The following is a 19,714-nucleotide window of genomic DNA, read 5'->3' on the forward strand; positions in this document are numbered from 1 at the left end:
GCGCAAACGGTTGATACATCGCTGGTCGGACCGGGTTGTCGAGACGTTCCGTAGTGATCTCAGGCGGCGGGGTGGCGCCGACGATGACCGATTGCCTATGCTGTGTGACCTGCCACACATACCGGCATCAAAGGAGATGGCGTGTACTTGGCATCGGTGCTCGGGCTCTTCGCCCTGCTGCTCGCCGTCGCCGCGGTCATCGTGACGTGGGAAGACCGCCGCGCCGACCGTCAGCGCGCCCGCACCCGGGACGCGCAGCTCGCGGCGCTCGGCGAGGTCGACCCGCTCGCGCCCGCGAGATTCCAGGCCGAACTACGGGAACGCTCTTCGTAGGCGGCCGCCTCCGGTGAGCGGGTGCCTACCGTGAGAACTGCCGACCGGTGGAGGGGTGTGCCGGGATGCCGAAGTGGGCCGACGTGGTGACGTTCGCGACCGGGTTGCCGGAGGTCGAGGAGTCGACCTCGTACGGCACGCCTGCCCTGAAGGTCAACGGCAGGAGCTTCGCGCGGCTGCGCACCGACACCGATGGCGGGCTGGTGCTGTTGTGCGGCATGGACGAGAAGGAAGCGTTGCTGGCCTCCGGTGAACAGGCGTTCTACACCACGCCGCACTACGACGGTTACGGCGCGATCCTCGTCGATCTCGCCGCCGTCGACGAGGCGCAACTGCACGAACTGATCGAGGAGTCCTGGCACCGCAAGGCGCCGGAGCGGGCCAAACGCCGGCGCTGACGGCCTGCGGGCTGCGGTTCAGGCCGGGGCGTGGCAGGTGTAGGTGACCCCGCCGGGGAACGACTTCATGTCACGCAGCGCCATCCGGGGCAGGGTGTAGCCGTCCGGGAACAGCCTGCGCCCGCGCCCCTGCACGACCGGATAGCCGAACAGGCGGTACTCGTCGACGACGCCCGCCCGGACGAGCGTGTGACACAGCGTGATGCTGCCCGTGACGACGATGTCCGCACCTGGTTGACCTTTGAGTTCGCGGATCGCCGTGACCGGGTCGCCGGTGCCGATGAGGTGGGTGTGCTGCCAACCCGGGTCGGTCAGCGTGCCGGTGACCACGAATTTGTCGACCCGGTCGAGGAAGCCGGAGACGTCGCCGGTCTGCTTCGGCCGGAAGTCGCGGAAGTCCTCGAACGTCTGCCTGCCCAGCACGACGGCGTCGCACCGCTCCTGCTGGCGGCGGTTCTCGGCGGCCAGCTCGGCGTTCTCGGCAACCCCGTGGGACTCGGTCTTCGGGTCGAGCCAGGGATCGAGCAGCTCGACGCAACCGTCGAGTGTGATATTCTGCGTGATGGCGAGTGTGCGCATGGTGGCCCTCTGGACATCGGCGTCGACGGCGGTGCGTGGCTCGGCCCAGGATGCCCGACGGGTCCGCCCTTCAGTCGAGGGCGCGGGCCGGCTCTTCGACGGCCGCTGCGACCGGGGCGGGATCGTCCACGGTGGCCAGGTGACTCGCCGCGAGTGACCGCACGGTTGCGTCCAGGTTTGCCGCACGGGATGGGCACGAACGGCGCCGGCCGGTTCGGGGCTACCGGTCCGGCGCCGTTCGTGTCCGGTCACCGACGGCCTGCATCGCCTGCGACGTCGCGAACCCGCCACGATTCGGGACGGAACCGGGGAGGTTCCTTCGTGACGGTCGGGGGTGTCCGCGGCGCGCGCCCGGGGTTGGCGTGCTCGGCCGACGTGTACGTGGTGCCTGTCGCGGTGTTACCGCGAGGGGCTCGGTGACAGCACCACGAGCGAAAGCAGCAGCAGGGAAGCCAGTCCTGCCACCAGGAACGCGAGCACGCCCGTGACCGACCATGCGGCCAGTCCTGCGATTCCGAGCGCACCCGCCGAGGCAGATGTCCACATGGGCCATCTCCGTCTCGCGTCGGGGGATGTGTAAAGGGGTCATCCGGCGTATCGCCACACTTCCCCTGTCCGTTATCACGCCGTGATATCGAATGGCATGCGTCACCCGAATGGTGGCTGTGGTCAGGTCCTCTCGTGCGTTTCGCCTGCTATATCCCGATTCTCGGGTGTGCGATCGGTCGTCGGCCGGATGGTTCGGACGTTGCGCAGCGGCCACCGGGTGTCAGCTGCCGGCCGCTTGCGGTTCGAGCGCGTGCAGTGCTTCCTGCACGCAGTCCGCCCATCCGCGCTCCCCCGGTTCGGTCACCCCGGAGTCGCCGGTGAACGCACTGGACACCACGACATCGGGTTGCAGGGCCGCCAGTTCCGTGAGGCTCGACATGAGCCGGGCGTGGTCGCTCATGCCGGGGATGTAGCCGGCACGCCAGTGGCCGTTCGGGTCGACGTAGATCGTGTCTCCGGTGAACAGGTACTTCCGTCCGGACACGGGCACCAGGAAGCAGGTGCTGCCGGGAGTGTGCCCGGGAGTCGGCACCACCTCGATGCCCGCTGCGGTGACGTGCCTGTCTTCGAAGGCGCCGTCGACCGCGGTGACCTCGCGTGCCAGGTCGGCTTCGGTCGTGTGGATGTGCAGAGTCGCGCCGAAGCGTTCCTTGACCGTGTGGAGTGACGGCGCGATCTCGTCCTGATGACTCAGGTAGTGGTCGGCGACTCCGCCGAGTTCGGCCATGCGGTCGAACTCGGTGTCGTGGGTCGTGTTGTAGAACAGGACGTTGCCGCCCGGATTGAGCCAGAGGTAGGCGTGGGTGCTCAGTCCGGGGAACGGGTATTCGGGTTCGGTTTCCCACAGGTCGTCGGCGATCTTCTTCATGGCGGTTTCCCCTTTCTCGCTGGTGAGGGGGACGTTAGAACCTCAAGTTAACTTGAAGTCAATGCCGGCGAGCGCCACGAGGGCGGGAGTCCGCTGCGGGTGCGTCCGGATGCCGAACGTGCGGAAACGGGCATGTGGCCACTGCGGCCGTCGTAGGATCCGGCGGTGCCGCCCGATCTCCGGAGGATTTCCATGACCGAACCCGTGCGTGTTCCGGCCGTACCGCCTGCCCATCGGCACGGCGAGATCTACCGCAGCGTCGCCGACCCGGCCACCGGCGATCGCACGGCGAAGCTGTACCTGCTCCTCGGAGTGAGTGAGCTGGTGGTCATGGGCGTGCTCGCGTTCTTCATGGAACCGCCCGTGCGCTGGCTGTTGCTCGCCTTCGGCGTCGCCGGATGTGCGACGTTCGCGCTGGTGCTGTACCCGCGGGCGAAGCAGGTCGCGGGCGCTGCGGGCGACGACCTGATCAACGTGATCGTCGTGCCTTCGGGGTTGATCACGCGTGGCGGGCTCCAGCTGTCGTGGCAGGACCTGTCGGCGCTGCGGATGGATGTCACGAAGAACGCCGGCAACCAGGGCCGGTTCGCGATGCACCTGTCCCTCCAGCTCACCGAGGGTGCTGCGGTGAAGGCACGCACGACGACGCAAGCGCAACGGAGCGGCTTCGTCGGTACGGACCGCATCCGCGTCACGCTCGGGGCTGCGGAGGAGGCGGAGCTCCAACGGGTGCGCGGGCTGCTGGAGCAGGCCTGTGCGTCGGCCGGTGTCCCGTTCGACTACACCGAACGCCGAACCTGACGAGTCATTCCGCGGACCTGACCGAGGCCTGCCGGGGTCCGAGAACCGCCCGGCATGCCGCGATGAGCGCCAGTGCCGCGAACTGCATGGCGGCCGCGACGACGGCGTGCACCGCCCACGCCCCGACGAGCGTCGGGCCTCCCCACGTTCCGGGGCCGAGCGCGTCGGCCAGCGGATGTGCGAGGTGTTCGATGACGTCCGGTCGTAGCGGATACAGCCATCCTGCCCAGACCAGGTACACGATCAGCGCTGCGGCGAGTGCGGCGACGACCGAAAGTCCATAGTGGACGAACTTGCGGCCGATGCCACGACTCCGGACGGGCAGGCGCCAGGCCGTGAATGCGAATCGCAGCAGTTCCCGTGGACGAGTCATGATCCGACGATCCACGACGAGGCCCGCGGCGACCATGGGGACAACCCCCGGAATCGGTCCTCACTTCGGATACGATCGGCGCATGCGCACGCGAATCGCCATGTGGTGGGCCGCCGACCGGCGGCCCTGACCTTGCGCATGTTCACCACGGCCGCCCGTAGGGCGGCCGTGGACTCGCGTTTCCGCGACGGTGCGTCCCCGGGTGGTCTCCGAATCGGCCCTGGAGGCACCGACATGTCCCACCCGTCCCGTCCTCGCCTGCTCACCGGTGATCGCCCGACCGGCAGGCTCCACCTCGGCCACTACGTGGGCAGCCTCGCCAATCGGGTCCGGCTGCAGCAGGAGTACGAGACGTTCCTGATCCTGGCCGACCTGCATCTGCTCACGACGGAGAACTCCCCCGACGCCGTGGCGCGGATTCCCCAGCACGTCCGGGAGCAGGTGCTCGACGCGCTCGCCGTGGGTGTCGACCCGGAACGCGTCACGTTCTATCTGCAGTCCGCGATCGGCGAGGTCGCCGAGCTGAACACGTTGCTGCAGAGCCTCGTCTCGGTCTCCCGGTTGCAGCGCATCCCGAGCCTGAAGGAGATGAGCCGCGGCGGCGAGATGGGTTACGCCCTGCTGGGCTATCCGGTGCTGCAGGCCGCGGACATCCTGTGTGTCAAGGCGGGTGCCGTTCCGGTGGGGCAGGACAATCACGCCCACGTCGAGGTGACGCGCGAGATCGCGCGGCGGTTCAACGGCCTGTACGGCGAGGTCTTCCCGGTGCCCAGCGCGGTCGCCAGCGACGTGCCCAGCCTGATCGGCACCGACGGGCGGGCGAAGATGAGCAAGTCTCTCGGTAACGCGATCTACCTCTCCGATCCTGCCGAGGACGTCGCCCGCAAAGTCGCCGGCATGTACACCGATCCGCAGCGGGTACGAGCAGACGTACCCGGCACCGTCGAGGGCAACCCGGTGTTCCAGTACCACCGCGCGTTCAACGACGACCGTGGCCAGGTGGCCGACCTGGAGCAGCGGTATCGCGAAGGGCGCGTCGGCGACGTCGAGGTCAAACAGGCGCTGGCAGCGGCGCTCGACCGGTTCCTCGATCCGGTGCGGGAGCGGCGTGCGCAGTACGCTGCGCGGCCCGGATACGTCGACGAGCTGATCACCTCCGGCACGGAACGGACGCGCGTCGTGGTCCGGGAGGTGGTGTTCGAGGTGCGCCGGGCGATGGGGTTGACCGGCGCCTACAACCGGTTGCGCCGCAAGGCCGAGCGTTCGGCGAGGCACTGACCGGGTGCGCGAGCCGCGTGCCGGGTGTGGTGCGGGACGTGGTGCGGGCGCTGCATCGGTGGCCCGCGCAACGGTTCAGCGCTTGCTGAATGGTCAGCGCTCGCTGTACTGTTCGGTGCATGCTGACGAGTGAGACGCGGGAAGCTGCGTTGTCGCGCCTGGGTCGGGCGTTGGCCGACCCCACCCGGTGCCGGATCCTGGTGGCGCTGCTGGACGGCGTGAACTACCCGGGGCAGCTGGCGACGAAGCTCGACCTGACGCGTTCGAACGTGTCGAACCATCTGGCGTGCCTGCGCGGGTGCGGGCTGGTCGTGGCCGCCTACGAGGGCAGGCAGGTCCGGTACGAGCTGGCCGATCCGCACCTCGCCCGCGCGCTGGGCGAGTTCGTGCAGGTGGTGCTGGCTGTCGACACGGGCCAGTCGTGCGTCGACGACCCGCGGCCCACTGCGGAACCGGCACCGGAAACCGTTGCGGCGTGCGGCGACGAGGACGACCCGGGTCGCGGTCCGGCCGGCGACGGTGTCGCAGTCGTCGCGGACGGGGAGCTCGCCGATGGCTGACGACTGCTGCGGCCCGAACGGTTCGCCGGTTGCCACGTCCGCCGATGCCGCGCCGTCGGCCGGAGCCACGTCCGGCACCGTTGACGCAGCCTCCGTCGACACCGGCCCGGCCGGCGTCGCGCCGGTGGGCACGGCAGGGCACGCCGACGTGCCGGGCTGTGGTGACGGGTGCTGTTCGGCGGAGGTGGCACCGCAATCAGGGTCGGGCGCGGGACCCGGCGATCACCGGCGCGCGGTGTTGTCACGCCGCGTGCGGCTGTTCGTGGCGGCGACGATCACCTACAACGTCATCGAGGCGGTCGTCGCGATCACCGCGGGTGCGGTCGCGTCATCTGCGGCGCTGATCGGGTTCGGGCTGGATTCGACGGTCGAAGTCGCGTCGGCGGCGGCCGTGGCGTGGCAGTTCGCCGGGCGCGATCCGGAGCGGCGCGAACGGCTCGCGCTGAAGGTCATCGCGGTGTCGTTCTTCGCGTTGGCGGCCTACGTGACGTTCGAGTCCGTCACGACGCTGGCCGGTGGCGAGCAGGCGGACCACTCGACGGTCGGTATCGCGCTGGCGGCGGTGTCGCTGGTGGTCATGCCGTTCCTGTCGTATGCGCAACGCCGTGCCGGGCGCGAACTGGGGTCGGCGAGTGCGGTGGCCGATTCGAAACAGACGCTGCTGTGCACCTACCTGTCGGGTGTCGTGCTGGCCGGGCTGTTGCTGAACTCGCTGCTCGGCTGGGCGTGGGCCGATCCGGCCGCCGCCCTGGTGATCGCCGCACTCGCCGTGAAGGAGGGCCGCGACGCCTGGCGCGGCGACCACTGCTGCTGAGTGGGCCGCCGCGCCGGTTCGCTCCTTCCATCCACAGTGGACGTCAGATGTCGGCGATCCTCGGCCGGATGTCGCCGACGAGGCTCGTCGCCCACGGCACTGGATCCTGGTACGCGGGCGGCATCACACTGACCAGCGAGACGCCGAGCTGCCGATAGGCCTCCATCTGCCGGAGGAAGCCGTCGGGGTCGGTGGTCGTCTCCCCCTGGTACAGGATCGTCTTCTCGATGGCGTCGTAGTCGGTGCCGAGTGCCTCGCAGTGCTTGCGCAGTACGTCCAGCTTGTGCCGCACGGCCGCGACCCCCTGGTCGCCCGGGGCGCCGAACAGGTTGCAGGCCTGGCCGTACTGCGCGACGAGCCGCAGCGTCTTGCGTTCGCCGCCACCGCCGATGAGGACGGGGATCGTGCCGTCGGCGGGCCGGGGCAGGCAGATCGTCTCGGTGAGCCGGTAGTGCTTGCCGTTGTAGGCGCCGTCGTCGGCGGACCACATCTGGCGGCAGATCTGCAGCGTCTCCTCGAGGCGTTCGAACCGCTCGGCGAGCGGTGGGAACGGAACGCCGAGGCCCGCGTGCTCCCGGTCGTACCAGGCCGCGCCGAGTCCCAGCACCGCGCGTCCGTGCGAGAGCGTGTCGAGGGTGGTGACGGTCTTGGCGAGCAGGCCGGGGTGCCGATACGTCACGCCGGTGACCAACAGCCCGAGCCGGACGTTGTCGGTGACACCGGCGAGGTAGCCGAGCGCCGTGTAGCCCTCGAGCATCGGTTCGAACGGACCGCCGACCTGCTCCATCTGGAACCAGTGGTCCATCAGCGTCAGCAGGCTCACGCCGCCCTGATCGGCGACACGTGCGGTCTCGGCCAGGCGATCGGCGAGCGTCGTCTCCCACTCCGGGTGGGTGAACGTGTAATAGTGCAGTCCGAGCTCCATGCGACCGACCCTACGTCCGCGACCGGGCTTCCGCGCGGTCGAAGGCGGGCGGCAGCTGCAACCGTCGTGGGTCGCGGGCAGTATCGGCACATGGCTGATTTCGCGACGAACACCCATCACGCGCTCGACTACGTCGAGCTTCCCGTCACCGACTTCGACTCCGTGAAGACGTTCTACGGCGACGCCTTCGGCTGGCAGTTCACGGACTACGGTCCGGGGCCCGCATACGTCGGGATCCGCGCGGCATCCGGCGGAGCTGCCGAGATCGGCGGATTCCGGAAGGAGGAGCGGGTCATCCCCGGTGGGCCGCTGGTGCTGTTGTATTCGACGGACCTGGACGAGAGCCTGCGGGTCGTCCGGGACGCCGGCGGCGTGATCACCCAGGAGCCGTTCGACTTCCCGGGTGGCCGACGGTTCCATTTCCGCGACCCGGCCGGCAACGAACTCGGCGTCTGGACGGCCGCGTGAGTGAACGGTGACCTCGCGACAGGAAGCGACTGTGTGACAGGCAGCGACCGTGGCGACCCTCCGAAGCGAGTTCTGAAGCGCTAAGAAGCGAGAATAGAGTTCTCCGAAGAGGGTGCTGTCAATGGATACAGCTGAGGCGTGTCGCCTTGCCCGGGCTTCTAAATGCCGTTGTGAAACTTGTCATTACTGTGACCGCCGAATAGCCGGTCGGCATGATCACGATCACTTTCCTGTTCCCACGGTGGCAGGCGGAACGGCCACGGTGGCTGCCTGCCTTGACTGCCACGACCTCAAGGATCGGTACACCCTCATGTACCGATGGCCGGTCAGCGCAGTAGTTCTCGGACTCCAGGGGCTTTACGAAGTCGCCCTCTCCTCGATACAGGAGGCCTCGTCGGGATCCGAGTTCATCGAGTCGTTAGCTCGGCATTCCTCTTTGAATGACGAGTTCGTCATGACGCATTGGAGCGATCTGCCGCCGCTTAGCCGTGTCCTGTATGGAAAATTGCGTCGCGTTCTCGAGGAGAGGCGGCTTCAAGGACGGCAGGACGATCACGAAACGTTGGCGTCGACCCTTCAGGTGCCGCTGCTTGAGTGGGGTCGGCGGCGATAGGTGTTGACGGTCCGGTTGTTCGCCAGGGAAACGGGCCAGATGCCGCAGTCTTTTCCAGGAGTTCTGCAGTGATTACAGTCGGGGCCATGCGGGTGTTCGTGACGGGTGGTACCGGCGCACTCGGCAGGTATGCGGTTCCGGCGCTGGTGGCGGCCGGTCACACGGTGACTGCGCTGGCACGCACACCGGACAAGGCGGACGCGTTGGCCGTGCAGGGCGCGAGACCGGTAGTCGTGTCGCTGTTCGACCCATCGGCGCTCGCCGCGGCGTTCGTCGGCCACGATGCGGTGCTCAATTTGGCCACGGCGATGCCGTCGACGATCGGCTTCGCGTTTCGGCGCGCATGGCGTGCTACAGAGCGCGTGCGCACCGAAGGATCGGCAGCGGTGGTCGACGCCGCGACGACGGCAGGCGTCGGTCGGCTGGTGCAGGAGTCGGTGGCCATGCTTTACCGCGACCACGGGAGTCGCTGGGTCGACGAGGAGGCCCCGGTCGACCACTATCCGGCAGCGGTGGGCAACCACGCCGCAGAGGCCAGTGCGCATCGTTTTGGTGCGGCCGGAGGGACGGCGGTCGTGTTGCGGTTCGGATTGTTCTATGGGCCGGGCGCTCGTCACAGTGAGCAGATGTTCGCTGCGGCCCGTCGTCACCTCGGTCCGGTCCTGGGCCCGCCGGAAAACTACCTTTCGTCGATTCATCTGGCCGATGCGGCTTCGGCCGTGGTCGCGGCACTGGGCGCTCCTACCGGCACCTTCAACGTCGTCGATGACGAGCCGCTGACCAAGCGCGCCTACGCTGACGCCCTCGCCGAGGCTGCGCGCACGACTTCGTTGCTGCGGATGCCGGGACGTGCGGGCCTTCTGTTCGGTGACCGCCTCACGCCTCTGACGCGGTCACTGCGCGTGAACAACGCCCGTTTCCGGGCCTCCGCGGATTGGGCGCCCCGTTATCCGAGTGCCCGGGAAGGCTGGAACGCGACTGCAGCCGCATTCGGCCGCTCCCCATAGCGTGGCCAGGAACGGGGTGGAGACGGCTCGCGCTGCCTGACCGAACAATCACGGCACCGGCTGCGTTTTCGGCTCCCGAGTTCAGGTGTGCAGCAGGTCCGAACCCGCGTCCGCCGTCCACTCGGCGATCTGCAGGGGCGTCCTTGCCGGTGAGGACGTAGTGGCCCCGCTGTGACTTTCGACTAGAGGGGTGCGCTCGGCCGTCGCTAGCGTCGGGTCGAACGAACGGTCTTCACGAGGAGCTTCGATGATTCTGCTGACGGCGATGCCCCCGTCCCGAGAGCCGGGAGCCGTACCGACCGTGCCGGTGGTCCGGACATTGGCGGAGCGGCTGCGCGAACATGGGCAGCGGGTGCGTGTCCTCGTTCCGGAATCCGAAGCCGGCGATTGGCCCGATGGCATCGAACTGCTACTGGGACGGGTCACCGACCCGGTCGAATTCTCGGCAGCCGCTGCGGATGCCGAGCTGGTCTTCCTCGGTGGCCTCACCGGTGAACCGCTGGCGCCCCTACGTGAGCTGACCACCACACTTGTCACCGAGCGGGTCCGACGGGTGGTGGTGCTCGGCTCGCACGGATCCGATTTCGACGACGGGATATCGGACGAAACGTGGCAATGGTCGGCGTTCGAGCGATGCCTGGAGAACCGCGGGGTCGGTCGCGTGTGGCTGCGGCCGACGGCGGTGATGGCTAGCGCGAATGTCGGTGGGTACCCCATTCCGGGTTCCGCGGTGGTGGACAGGATCCGACGCGGTCAAGAGGTTCACGAATACTTGCCCACCGCGCCGTACGCATTCATCCACGAGAATGATCTTGCCGAGATCGCGGCGACCCTGCTGCTGGGGGACCGATGCGGCGGGACGGTCGATGTCAGCGGGACGACGGTGAGCGCCCTGGAGCGGATCGCTGCCCTTGGCGCTGCTCTCGGTGCCGAACCGAAGCTGGTCGAACTGACGGCGGACGAAGCAGTGGAGCGATGGCGGCGGGACGGCTGGCCCGAGGACACGATCGGCGTGATGCTGTACGCGCTGCCCGCCTTCGCCGCGCAGCCCGACAATCTGGGGTTACGGGAGCAGGAGGAGACTGCCCGGGTGCTCCTGGGGCGAGCGCCGCGGACGTTCCAGCAATGGGCGGCCCAGCTCGCCGACCGAGTGACTTCGCCAGAAGGGTCGTGACGGCACTTCCGACGACCGTACTTGCCCGGTGGCGGTGAGACAGGGCGCCCCGCCTCCGGCACGACGAAGGCCCAGGTCTGAAGTGGATGGCTTCTGACCTCGGCCTTCGTGGTTGGAGCGGATGACGGGAATCGAACCCGCGTTCTCAGCTTGGGAAGCTGATGTTCTACCATTGAACTACATCCGCCTGCTGTCGACCGATCTTACAAGGTCCGCGCGGATCGTCACCCCACCCCCCGGTGAACCCCGCTTCGCCTCCTGTCGCTTGACGCTCGCCCGCAGAGTGACAACACTTGTTGTCATCACCTGGACGGGTCGTGCGAAGGAGCATGCGATGAGCGGTGACGAGCGGCTACCCGAGCCCGACTTCCTGCGCACCGGCGGGTTTCGCCTGGCCACACTGCTGTACGCACCCGGTGACGTGCGCGGCACCCGCCGTCAGCTCGACTCGCTCCGCGAGTACGCCCAGCTCGGCGACCCACTTGCCGACGACGTCGTCGCCCTGTTCGAACGCCTGCCGCCCGGCGAGGGGCGCGCCCTCTTCGAACGCGCGCTCACCGATGGCATCGACGCCGTCCCGAACCCGCCAGCCGAGCTCGACGCGTTCTTCCGGCACGCGGAAGCCACGCCGTACTGGGTCGACCACGCCCGGCTCGACGCGGGCGCCCGTGCCATCGTCCGCACCGGCCTGCTCGGCCTCTTCCCTCTCGGCGACATGGCCCTCATGGGTGGCTACCTGTCGTCCAGGGCGACGAAACCGCTCATCGGCACCGGTGCCCTCGTCGAAGACTTGGCCGCGAAACGACTCGTCGAGACCACCCACTGGTGGCTCGATGTCACCACGCCCGGCGCACTGCGCACCCACGAACCCGGCTACGCCGCCGCGCTGCGTGTCCGCCTCGTCCACGCGCACGTCCGCGCCGCCATGAACCGCCGACCCGACTGGGACTACGACGCCTGGGACCGGCCCATCAACCAGCTGCAGACCGTCGGCACGCTCCTGCTGTTCTCGCTGGTCTACGTGCTGGGCATGCAACTGCTCGGCGTCCGCTACACCGACGACGAACGCGCCGACATCCACCACCTGTGGCGCTACATCGGCCGGCTCATGGGCATCGCCGACGGACTGCTCCCCGCCACCGAGGACGACTCCTGGCGGCTGCTCTGGCTGCTCGCCACCAGCGAGTTCATCCCCGACGACGACTCGAAACGCCTCGCCGCCGCGCTGCTCGCCACGCACGAAGGCGTCGGGCAGGGTCGCGGCGCTGCCGGCAAGGTGCTCGCGTACACGTCGGTGCGGCTCCACGGCTCGGTCAGCAGGCTCGTGCTGGGCAAGGACAACGCCGACTTCCTCGGCCTGCCGAACGACCCGGTCGCGCAGGGTGCGGTACTCGCCGGTGCCGCCGTCAACTTCGCGGCCGAAAGTGCGCGACGTCTCGTGCCGGGCGCCACCGCGGCGGCGGAACGCATCGGCGAGCTCGGGCGTAAGCAGTACCAGCGCAGGCTCGGATCGCTGTTCCGCATCGACCGCACCTACGCACGGCACATGCGCACCGCGGCCTGACCCCCTCGGCGATAGGGTGGGCCCGTGTTGCTCAGTGACCGCGACCTCCGCAAGGAGCTCGACGCAGGCCGGCTCGCCGTCGACCCGTACGGGCCGCAGATGCTCCAGCCGTCGAGCATCGACGTGCGCCTCGACCGGTTCTTCCGTGTCTTCGACAACACGAAGTACACGCACATCGACCCGTCGTTGCAGCAGGACGAGCTCACCTCGCTCGTCGAGAAGACCGACGGCGAGGCGTTCGTGCTGCACCCCGGCGAGTTCGTCCTCGGCTCGACGTTCGAGGTGTTCAGCCTGCCCGACGACCTCGCGGGCCGCCTCGAAGGCAAATCGTCACTCGGCAGGCTCGGCCTGTTGACGCACTCGACAGCCGGATTCATCGACCCCGGCTTCGACGGGCACATCACCCTCGAACTGTCGAACGTCGCCAACCTGCCGATCACGCTGTGGCCGGGCATGAAGATCGGCCAGCTGTGCCTGTTCCGGCTCACCAGCTCCAGTGAACACCCCTACGGCTCCAGCGAAGCCGGCTCCAAGTACCAGGGCCAGCGCGGCCCCACACCCAGCCGCGCGTACCGCAACTTCGACCGCGTCGACACCGCCCGCTGAAGGTCGAGACCACGTCCGAACGGTTGTCCACGGCCGACCGGGACGGCAGCTCGGGCAAATGGGCTGATCAGTCTCACAGAACGGTTCGATAAGTCACCCGTTGGTGGTAGCTTGCCCGGTCGTGGCTACCCCGACCCCCCGATCCCGCGCCGCGCTGGTGACGCTCAGCGTGCTCGTCGGCGTCGCGGGCGCAGTGGGCGGCCACCTGCTGTGGCCCGACACCGAATCCGCGGGCACCGTGCAGAGCGCAGGCCCCGGCAGTGGTCTGGAACGGCAGTCGCCCGAACAGCCGCCCGCCGATCCTGAAGGCCAGCGAGGCGGGCCCGGCGCCGAGGCGTCCGTGGCCCCCGCGCCTGCGACGTCATCGGTCTCACTGCCCGGCACAACTCCCACCACTCCGACCACCGAACCCGCGCCGCCCACCACGTCCGCCCCGCCGGACACCGGCGGCGCACCCGACGTCTCGACCACTCCGACCACGAGCCCGCCGAGCTCGACGTCGGGCACCACGACGTCACCGACCTCACCCACGACGACCGGGGAGGACCGCAGCGAGCTGCTGGTCGAAGAGCTCGCGCGGTACGTCAACGAGGAGCGCGAGGTCGCGGGCTGCTCCCCCGCTCGGCTCGCCCCGTCGCTCGACGAGTCCGCGCAGGCGCACAGCGACGACATGTCCGAGCAGGGCCGGTTGTCGCACGAATCATCCGACGGAACGTCGTTCGAGGACCGCGTCGAAGCGCACGGCTACGACGACCCCGCGGCCGAGAACCTCGCTATGGGCGTGACATCTGCGCGTGCCGTCGTCGACAACTGGATGGCGCAGGACGCCCACCGGGACAACATCACCGACTGTGACGTGACCTCGCTCGGCGTTGGCCTCAACGAGGACGGCTGGTACTGGACCCTCGATCTCGGCTACTGACCGTTGCCGGCCCGCGGGGCGGGCAGAGCCCCCAAGGGCACCTTGGGCGCTCTCAACGCAACCAAAGTGCCCTTGGGGGCACGAAGGCCTCACTCGGACGGGTGGTCACTCGGTCGGGGTGATGCGGCTCAGGATGCGGGTCGTGTCGACACCCGTGGGCAGGGTGCCGAACGCCGCGCCCCAGTCGCCGGCCAGCCGCGACGCGCAGAAGGCGTCCGCCACCGCCTCGTCGCCGTGACGTACCAGCAACGAACCCTGCAGCACCAGCGCGAGCCGCTCCACGAGCCTGCGTGCGCGGTACTCCACATCGGACAGGTCGGCGAGTTCCTTGCGTACCCCCGCGATCGCCTCGTCGAGTCGTCCGTCCACGCCGGACGCCGCGTCGAGCTCCGCGACGAGCGCCTCCACCGAGTCCGGCTGTTTCGCCATCGCGCGCAACGTGTCCAGCGCCGCCACGTTGCCCGAACCCTCCCAGATCGACGACAACGGCGACTCCCGGAACAGCCGCGGCATACCCGACTCCTCCACGTAACCGTTGCCGCCAAGGCATTCCAGCGCCTCGGCGGCGTGTGCGGGCGCCCGCTTGCACACCCAGTACTTCGTCACCGCCAGCGCCAGCCGCCGGAAAGCCGCTTCACCGTCGTCGGCAGCGGCGCGGTCGCTCGCACCGGCCAGCCGCATCGCCACCAGCGTGGCCGCCTCGGACTCGACGGCCAGATCCGCCAGCACGTTCGCCATCGCCGGATGGTCGGCCAGCCTCGCGCCGAAGGTCGACCGGTGCCGCGCGTGGTGCGCCGCCCGCACCGTGCCGTAGCGCATGCCCGCCGCTCCGCCGATGACGCAGTCCAGCCGCGTGTTCGACACCATCTCGATGATCGTGCGGACCCCGCGGCCCTCCTCACCGACGAGCCACCCGGACGCCCCGTCGTACTCGATCTCGGCCGACGCGTTGGACTTGTTGCCCAGCTTGTCCTTGAGTCGCTGCAGGTGGATGGCGTTACGCGAACCGTCCGGAAGTACACGCGGCAGCAGGAAACACGACAGCCCACCCGGCGCCTGCGCGAGCGTGAGGAACACGTCCGACATCGGTGCCGAGGTGAACCACTTGTGGCCGGTCAGTGCATATGCCCCCGCTCCGGCGGGAGTCGCGGTCGTCGTGTTCGCGCGCACGTCGGAGCCGCCCTGCTTCTCCGTCATCGACATACCGGCGATGAGGCCGCGCTTGCCCGTCGGAACGCGCAGGCCGTAGTCGTACTCGCGCGCCGCGAGCAATGGCTCGTACACGTCGGAGAGCTGCGGGCTGTGCCGGAGCGTCGGCACAGCCGAGTACGTCATCGAGATCGGGCACGTGTGGCCCGCCTCGTTCTGGCTCCACACGTAGAACTTCGCCGCCCGCGCCACGTGTGCACCGGGTCGCGAGTCCCGCCACGGCGCCGCGTGCAGCCCGTGCGAGACGGCCACGTCCATCAGGTCGTGCCAGTGCGGGTGGAACTCCACCTCGTCGACGCGGTGGCCCACGCGGTCGTGGGTGCACAGCACGGGCGGATTCTCGTTCACCAGCCTGCCCCACTCCTGCACGCGCTCGCTGCCCGCGAGCGTGCCCAGTTCGTGCACCTCGTCGGCGGCCCAGCCGGCACCTTCACGTTCCAGGCCTGCCAGCAGTGTCGGGTCGTCGGCGAGATCGTGGCCGGTCAGCTGCGGCACCTGGTTCGTCACGTCATGGGTTGCCGGCATGGGGAACTCCTAGAGCTCGCAGGGTGAATGTGGACAGCTCGCCGACGGCGTCCTCTCCGCCCGAGGTCAGCGGTCCGATCATGACCTCGGCGACGGCGCCGACGACTGCGGCGGCGGTGAGCGCCGCCTCCTGGGGAGGTAGCGTGCCGTCACGTACGCCCTCGCCGATCCGGGCCGCGACGACGTCGCGGAACGCGCGGCGGAACACGATGCGTTCGGCCTCAACCGGTGCATCGACGGGTTCCGCGAGCAGTGCGTACGCCAGGCGTGGTGCTTTGAGGGCGCGCGCGGCGAACGTGTCGACGACGGCGACGACCCGCTCTCCCGCCGACCCCGGCCGTTGCGCGGCGCGTTCCACGGCCTCGACCTCCCGCGTCACCAGCTGCCGGAACAGTTCGACGACCAGCTCCGCCTTGTTGCCGAAGTGCCGGTAGACGCTGCCGGTGGCGACGCCCGCGCCTTCGGCGACCGCCGCCACGGAACAGCCCGCGTAGCCGCGGGTGGCGAGCAGCTCGACGGCCGCGTCGAGGATCGCGGCGCGCTGGGAGTCCATGCGTGCCTGGATCTTCGGGGTGCGGCGGTACACCATGACAAGTAGTGAACCACCATTCACACCTTGAGGCAAGGGGCGCGGTGGCGGTACGCACTTCCGCGGCCCGCTCCGCCCGGGTCCCCGTGCAGCGGCCTCGCCCTGGTCGGAACGTGTGTGGGTGCCGAAACGAGAACGGGCGCCGCACCGGAGGTCCGGTGCGGCGCCCGCTACGGCTGCCCGCGTTGGTTACGACTCGTCGGTCGAACCGGGCTTCTCGCTCGCGGCATCCGCCGCGCCTGCCGTGTCGGCCTTGCCGTCCGGCTCGGCCTCACCGCCGGCCTCGGCCTCCGGAGCGCCGACCGCGACCGGCTCCTTGTCGGAGCCCCGCTTGACCGCCGACAACAGCAGCTGCGACACGTCGACGACCTCGAGGTCCTCGCTCGCACTGCCGTCACTCTGCCGCGAGGTGACGCCGTCGTTCAGCATCACCCGGCAGAACGGGCAGCCCGTCGCGATCTTCGACGGCGCCGTGCCGAGCGCCTCGTCGACGCGTTCGACGTTGATGCGCTTGCCGATCTGCTCTTCCATCCACATGCGCGCACCACCGGCACCGCAGCACATCGAACGGTCGCCGTGCCGCGGCATCTCACGCAGGTTCGCGCCCGCGGCACCGACGAGCTCACGCGGCGCCTCGTACACCTGGTTGTGGCGGCCGAGGAAGCACGGGTCGTGGTACGTGATGTCCTGCGCGACCGGCGCCATCGGCGTCAGCCGCTTCTCCCGCACCAGCCGGTTGAGCAGCTGCGTGTGGTGCACGACCTCGTAGTTGCCGCCGAGGTCCGGGTACTCGTTGGCGAGTGTGTTGAAGCAGTGCGCACACGTGACGACGATCTTGCGCTTCGCGGGCTCGGTGTTCTCGAACACCGAGTTCAGCACCTCGACGTTCTGCTGCGCGAGCATCTGGAACACGAACTCGTTACCCGCACGGCGAGCCGGGTCACCGGTGCAGGTCTCCTCCGGCCCGAGCACCGTGTACTTCACATCGGCCATGTGCAGCAGCTCCGCCACCGCACGCGTCGTCTTCTTCGCGCGGTCCTCGAACGCACCGGCGCAGCCGACCCAGAACAGGTACTCGGTGTCACCGAACTCGCCGTCGAACACGGGCACCTCGAAGTCGAGGTCCTCGGCCCAGGCCATGCGGTCCTTGGCGTTCTGGCCCCACGGGTTGCCCTTGTTCTCCAGGTTCTTGAACAGCGAGTTCAGCTCGGTCGGGAAGTTCGACTCGATCATCACCTGGTAGCGGCGCATGTCGACGATGTGGTCGACGTGCTCGATGTCCACGGGGCACTGCTCGACGCAGGCACCGCAGTTGGTGCAGGACCACAGCATGTCCGGGTCGATGACGCCGTTCGCCTCGGCGTCGCCCACCAGTGCACGCTCGGACTCGGCCAGCGCCAGCACGTCGATGCCGGCGTGCGGGTCGTCCCCGGTCAGGCCGATCTCGTCGCCTGCCATGTCCTTCTTGCCGCCCGCCATCAGGTACGGCGCCTTGGCGTAGGCGTGGTCGCGCAGCTGGGTGATCAGCATCTTCGGCGACAGCGGTTTGCCCGTGTTCCACGCCGGGCACTGCGACTGGCAGCGGCCGCACTCGGTGCACGTCGAGAAGTCGAGCCAGCCCTTCCAGCTGAAGTCCTCGACCTGGCCGGCACCGAAGACGTCCTTCTCCGGGTCGGCCTCCTCGAAGTCGAGCGGCTCGCCGCCGCTCATCATCGGCTTCAGCTTGCCCAGCGCGACGCCGCCGTCGTCCTCGCGCTTGAAGTAGATGTTGAAGAACGCGCTGAACCGGTGCCAGGCCACACCCATCGTCAGGTTCCGGCCGACCACGACCAGCCAGATCATGCCCGACAGCAGCTTGATCAGCGCCATGATCGACACGGCGGCGGTGGCGCTCGGCAGGATCTGCGCGAGCGGCTGGGTCACGAAGCTCGACCACAGGGCCGGGTCCTCGATGCCGCTGGAGATCTTGAACGCCTTGACGCCGAGGATGCCGAGACCCTCGATGACCACCACGGCCTCGACGAAATAGGCGGCCGCGAAGTCCGATCCCTGGAACCGGGACTGCCGGTCGGCGCGGCGGGGGTGGTTGGCCTGGCGGATGATCGCCAGTGCGACACCACCGACGACGGTGCCGATGCCCAGCAGCTCCAGTAGCAGTTGCCACGGCGCCCAGTGGCCGATGATCGGCCACGCGAAATGCGGGTCGAAGATCTCGCCGTAGGCCTCGAACAGTGCCAGCGAGCCGAGCAGGAAGCCCCACATCACGAGCCAGTGCCATGGCCCGACGCGGCGGAACTTGTTCATCCGCGTGTGGGCCGCGAACTCCTTGATCAGCGTCTTGAGGCGCGGGGCGAACGGTCCGTAGCGCGTGCCGTCCGGCTGCCCGAGTCGGATGATGCGCACCTGCCGGACGACGGCGGCGGCGAACACACCCCAAGCGACAATGCTGACGGCAACGCCGATCACGCCGAGCGTGATCTGCAATGCACCCATGATCGGGCCTTTCGGTTCGGTCTTCGTGGTGGGTGTCGGGAGGGTATCTCTTCCTCGGTTGATGCCTACTGAGGAGTAATGGATAAGAGACGCCCTAGTCCCACTGATGTGGCAGAAACCTCGCCAATAGTGGGACTAACGTTCAGGTATCTTCACCGGGGTGGGTGCATATTTGTTGATCGCCGGAGCGATCGTCGCCGAGGTCGCCGGCACCGTGTCGTTGAAGTTGTCGGAGGGTTTCTCCAGGCTGCTGCCGTCGATCGCCGTGATCGTCGGGTACGGCACGGCGTTCGTGCTGCTGGGGCAGGCGTTGAAACACGGTATGCCGGTCGGGGTGGCGTACGCGATCTGGGCGGCCGCCGGTGTCGCGCTCGTGGCGTTGCTCGGCGCGGCCTTCCTGGGCGAACCGATGAACCTGACCATGGCCGCGGGGCTGGCACTCGTCATCGGCGGCGTCGTGCTGCTCGAAACGGGGCGCGCGACGTGAAGCGGCAGGTCGACGGTCGCAAGGCGCGCGGCGAGAAGCGGCGCACCGAGATCATCGAGGCCACGCTGCGGGTGATCGAACGCGACGGCGTCGCCGGCGTCACCCACCGCACGGTGGCCGCGGAGGCGGGCGTGCCGACGACGTCGACCACGTATCACTTCGCCACCCTCGACGACCTGCTGGTGGCCACGCTGATCGACTGCGCGCGGGACATGGCCACCGAGGTGTACTGGATGATCGACCGCGCGCGCTCACACGGGCGAGGGCGCGGCGCGGAGGAGATCGCCAAACTTCTGGCCGAGGCGCTCGGGCCGAAACGAGGGCGGACGATGGCCGAGTACGAGCTGTATCTGCTGGCGGCGCGCAAACCGGAGCTGCGCCCCGCCGCGCGGCGGTGGCTCGACGTGCTCACCTCGATGGTGCGCCACGACGACGAGGTCGCCTTCCGCGTGTTCCTCGCCGGCATCGACGGCCTGCTGATCCAAGGGCTCATCGACGACGAACCGCCCGGCGAGGAGGAACTCCGCCCGGTCGTCGACTACCTGCTCAACCCGAGATGACCCACGCGGCCGTGGCCGT

The 19,714-nt window shown here is 68.8% G+C and carries 21 protein-coding genes, 1 tRNA gene and 1 pseudogene; 14 read left to right on the forward strand and 9 right to left on the reverse strand.

The window, feature by feature from the left end:
• Positions 1 to 141: 141 nt before the first annotated feature.
• A complete protein-coding gene (locus LY12_RS22670; RefSeq protein ID WP_253859484.1) occupies positions 142 to 333 on the forward strand; it encodes a hypothetical protein in 192 nt (63 codons plus the stop codon).
• A 65-nt stretch (positions 334 to 398) separates the two neighbouring features.
• The gene (locus LY12_RS22675; RefSeq protein ID WP_253859485.1) at positions 399 to 731 is read left to right on the forward strand and encodes an MmcQ/YjbR family DNA-binding protein; all 333 of its coding nucleotides are present in this window, start codon (positions 399 to 401) and stop codon (positions 729 to 731) included.
• Between the two features lie 18 nt (positions 732 to 749).
• Here the strand turns inward: LY12_RS22675 and LY12_RS22680 are convergent, their stop codons facing one another.
• The 3 genes from LY12_RS22680 to LY12_RS22690 all read right to left on the reverse strand — a co-directional run bounded on the left by LY12_RS22680 (position 750) and on the right by LY12_RS22690 (position 2,727).
• The gene (locus tag LY12_RS22680; protein WP_253859486.1) at positions 750 to 1,310 is read right to left on the reverse strand and encodes a dihydrofolate reductase family protein; all 561 of its coding nucleotides are present in this window, start codon (positions 1,308 to 1,310) and stop codon (positions 750 to 752) included.
• Between the two features lie 399 nt (positions 1,311 to 1,709).
• Complete coding sequence (locus LY12_RS22685; protein ID WP_253859487.1) at positions 1,710 to 1,856, reverse strand: hypothetical protein; 147 nt, start codon at positions 1,854 to 1,856, stop codon at positions 1,710 to 1,712.
• 223 nt (positions 1,857 to 2,079) lie between these two features.
• Positions 2,080 to 2,727: an MBL fold metallo-hydrolase gene (locus LY12_RS22690; protein WP_253859488.1), complete on the reverse strand. Its 648-nt coding sequence runs from the start codon at positions 2,725 to 2,727 to the stop codon at positions 2,080 to 2,082.
• 192 nt (positions 2,728 to 2,919) lie between these two features.
• Between LY12_RS22690 and LY12_RS22695 the strand changes: the two genes are divergently transcribed.
• Positions 2,920 to 3,528 carry a hypothetical protein gene (locus tag LY12_RS22695; RefSeq protein ID WP_253859489.1) on the forward strand — a complete coding sequence of 203 codons (609 nt, stop codon included), beginning with the start codon at positions 2,920 to 2,922 and terminating at the stop codon, positions 3,526 to 3,528.
• 4 nt (positions 3,529 to 3,532) lie between these two features.
• On the opposite strand, the gene LY12_RS22700 is transcribed toward LY12_RS22695, so the two are convergent.
• Entirely contained in the window at positions 3,533 to 3,901 is a 369-nt protein-coding gene (locus LY12_RS22700) for a hypothetical protein (protein WP_253859490.1), read from the reverse strand.
• Positions 3,902 to 4,135: 234 nt separating this feature from the next.
• Here LY12_RS22700 and trpS point away from each other — a divergent pair, with 234 nt between their 5' ends.
• The 3 genes and pseudogenes from trpS (at position 4,136) to LY12_RS22715 (ending at position 6,553) form a co-directional block, all read left to right on the forward strand.
• Positions 4,136 to 5,179, forward strand: a complete 1,044-nt coding sequence (trpS, locus tag LY12_RS22705; RefSeq protein ID WP_253859491.1) for a tryptophan--tRNA ligase — start codon at positions 4,136 to 4,138, stop codon at positions 5,177 to 5,179.
• Between the two features lie 119 nt (positions 5,180 to 5,298).
• Positions 5,299 to 5,616: pseudogene (gene cmtR / locus LY12_RS22710) on the forward strand (Cd(II)/Pb(II)-sensing metalloregulatory transcriptional regulator CmtR); the annotation flags it as partial.
• Positions 5,617 to 5,923: 307 nt separating this feature from the next.
• On the forward strand, positions 5,924 to 6,553 hold the full coding sequence (locus LY12_RS22715) for a cation efflux transmembrane domain-containing protein (RefSeq protein ID WP_253859664.1): 630 nt from the start codon (positions 5,924 to 5,926) through the stop codon (positions 6,551 to 6,553).
• Between the two features lie 43 nt (positions 6,554 to 6,596).
• Here the strand turns inward: LY12_RS22715 and LY12_RS22720 are convergent, their stop codons facing one another.
• Positions 6,597 to 7,478 carry an LLM class F420-dependent oxidoreductase gene (locus LY12_RS22720; RefSeq protein WP_253859493.1) on the reverse strand — a complete coding sequence of 294 codons (882 nt, stop codon included), beginning with the start codon at positions 7,476 to 7,478 and terminating at the stop codon, positions 6,597 to 6,599.
• Between the two features lie 90 nt (positions 7,479 to 7,568).
• Between LY12_RS22720 and LY12_RS22725 the strand changes: the two genes are divergently transcribed.
• From LY12_RS22725 to LY12_RS22735, 3 genes are all read left to right on the forward strand, one after another.
• The gene (locus LY12_RS22725) at positions 7,569 to 7,946 is read left to right on the forward strand and encodes a VOC family protein (protein ID WP_253859494.1); all 378 of its coding nucleotides are present in this window, start codon (positions 7,569 to 7,571) and stop codon (positions 7,944 to 7,946) included.
• Positions 7,947 to 8,645: 699 nt separating this feature from the next.
• A complete protein-coding gene (locus LY12_RS22730) occupies positions 8,646 to 9,566 on the forward strand; it encodes an NAD-dependent epimerase/dehydratase family protein (RefSeq protein WP_253859495.1) in 921 nt (306 codons plus the stop codon).
• 247 nt (positions 9,567 to 9,813) lie between these two features.
• Positions 9,814 to 10,740 (forward strand): SDR family oxidoreductase, encoded by a 927-nt coding sequence (locus LY12_RS22735; protein ID WP_253859496.1) that lies wholly within the window; start codon positions 9,814 to 9,816, stop codon positions 10,738 to 10,740.
• A gap of 113 nt (positions 10,741 to 10,853) precedes the next feature.
• Here LY12_RS22735 and LY12_RS22740 read toward each other — a convergent pair.
• A tRNA-Gly gene (locus LY12_RS22740) sits at positions 10,854 to 10,927 on the reverse strand.
• Positions 10,928 to 11,074: 147 nt separating this feature from the next.
• On the opposite strand from LY12_RS22740, the gene LY12_RS22745 reads away from it, so the two are divergent.
• The 3 genes from LY12_RS22745 to LY12_RS22755 all read left to right on the forward strand — a co-directional run bounded on the left by LY12_RS22745 (position 11,075) and on the right by LY12_RS22755 (position 13,832).
• On the forward strand, positions 11,075 to 12,304 hold the full coding sequence (locus tag LY12_RS22745; RefSeq protein ID WP_253859497.1) for an oxygenase MpaB family protein: 1,230 nt from the start codon (positions 11,075 to 11,077) through the stop codon (positions 12,302 to 12,304).
• A 24-nt stretch (positions 12,305 to 12,328) separates the two neighbouring features.
• Positions 12,329 to 12,910 carry a dCTP deaminase gene (gene dcd, locus LY12_RS22750; RefSeq protein WP_253859498.1) on the forward strand — a complete coding sequence of 194 codons (582 nt, stop codon included), beginning with the start codon at positions 12,329 to 12,331 and terminating at the stop codon, positions 12,908 to 12,910.
• A gap of 121 nt (positions 12,911 to 13,031) precedes the next feature.
• Positions 13,032 to 13,832: a CAP domain-containing protein gene (locus LY12_RS22755; RefSeq protein ID WP_253859499.1), complete on the forward strand. Its 801-nt coding sequence runs from the start codon at positions 13,032 to 13,034 to the stop codon at positions 13,830 to 13,832.
• A 105-nt stretch (positions 13,833 to 13,937) separates the two neighbouring features.
• Here LY12_RS22755 and LY12_RS22760 read toward each other — a convergent pair whose 3' ends face one another.
• The 3 genes from LY12_RS22760 to LY12_RS22770 form a co-directional block, all read right to left on the reverse strand.
• Positions 13,938 to 15,566: an acyl-CoA dehydrogenase family protein gene (locus tag LY12_RS22760; RefSeq protein WP_253859500.1), complete on the reverse strand. Its 1,629-nt coding sequence runs from the start codon at positions 15,564 to 15,566 to the stop codon at positions 13,938 to 13,940.
• Entirely contained in the window at positions 15,550 to 16,155 is a 606-nt protein-coding gene (locus LY12_RS22765) for a TetR/AcrR family transcriptional regulator (RefSeq protein ID WP_253859501.1), read from the reverse strand. Before LY12_RS22765 ends, LY12_RS22760 begins: the two co-directional genes overlap by 17 nt.
• Before the next feature lie 189 nt (positions 16,156 to 16,344).
• Positions 16,345 to 18,648, reverse strand: coding sequence for a (Fe-S)-binding protein (locus LY12_RS22770; protein WP_253859502.1), 2,304 nt, complete (start codon positions 18,646 to 18,648; stop codon positions 16,345 to 16,347).
• A 160-nt stretch (positions 18,649 to 18,808) separates the two neighbouring features.
• Here LY12_RS22770 and LY12_RS22775 point away from each other — a divergent pair, with 160 nt between their 5' ends.
• Positions 18,809 to 19,135, forward strand: coding sequence for a DMT family transporter (locus LY12_RS22775; RefSeq protein WP_253859503.1), 327 nt, complete (start codon positions 18,809 to 18,811; stop codon positions 19,133 to 19,135).
• Positions 19,132 to 19,695, forward strand: coding sequence for a TetR/AcrR family transcriptional regulator (locus LY12_RS22780; RefSeq protein WP_183647948.1), 564 nt, complete (start codon positions 19,132 to 19,134; stop codon positions 19,693 to 19,695). The genes LY12_RS22775 and LY12_RS22780 overlap by 4 nt, the downstream gene beginning before the upstream one ends.
• The last annotated feature ends 19 nt before the right edge of the window (positions 19,696 to 19,714 follow it).

Origin of the sequence: Prauserella alba (assembly GCF_024171735.1) — a bacterium.
In the GTDB taxonomy this organism is placed as follows: domain Bacteria; phylum Actinomycetota; class Actinomycetes; order Mycobacteriales; family Pseudonocardiaceae; genus Prauserella; species Prauserella alba.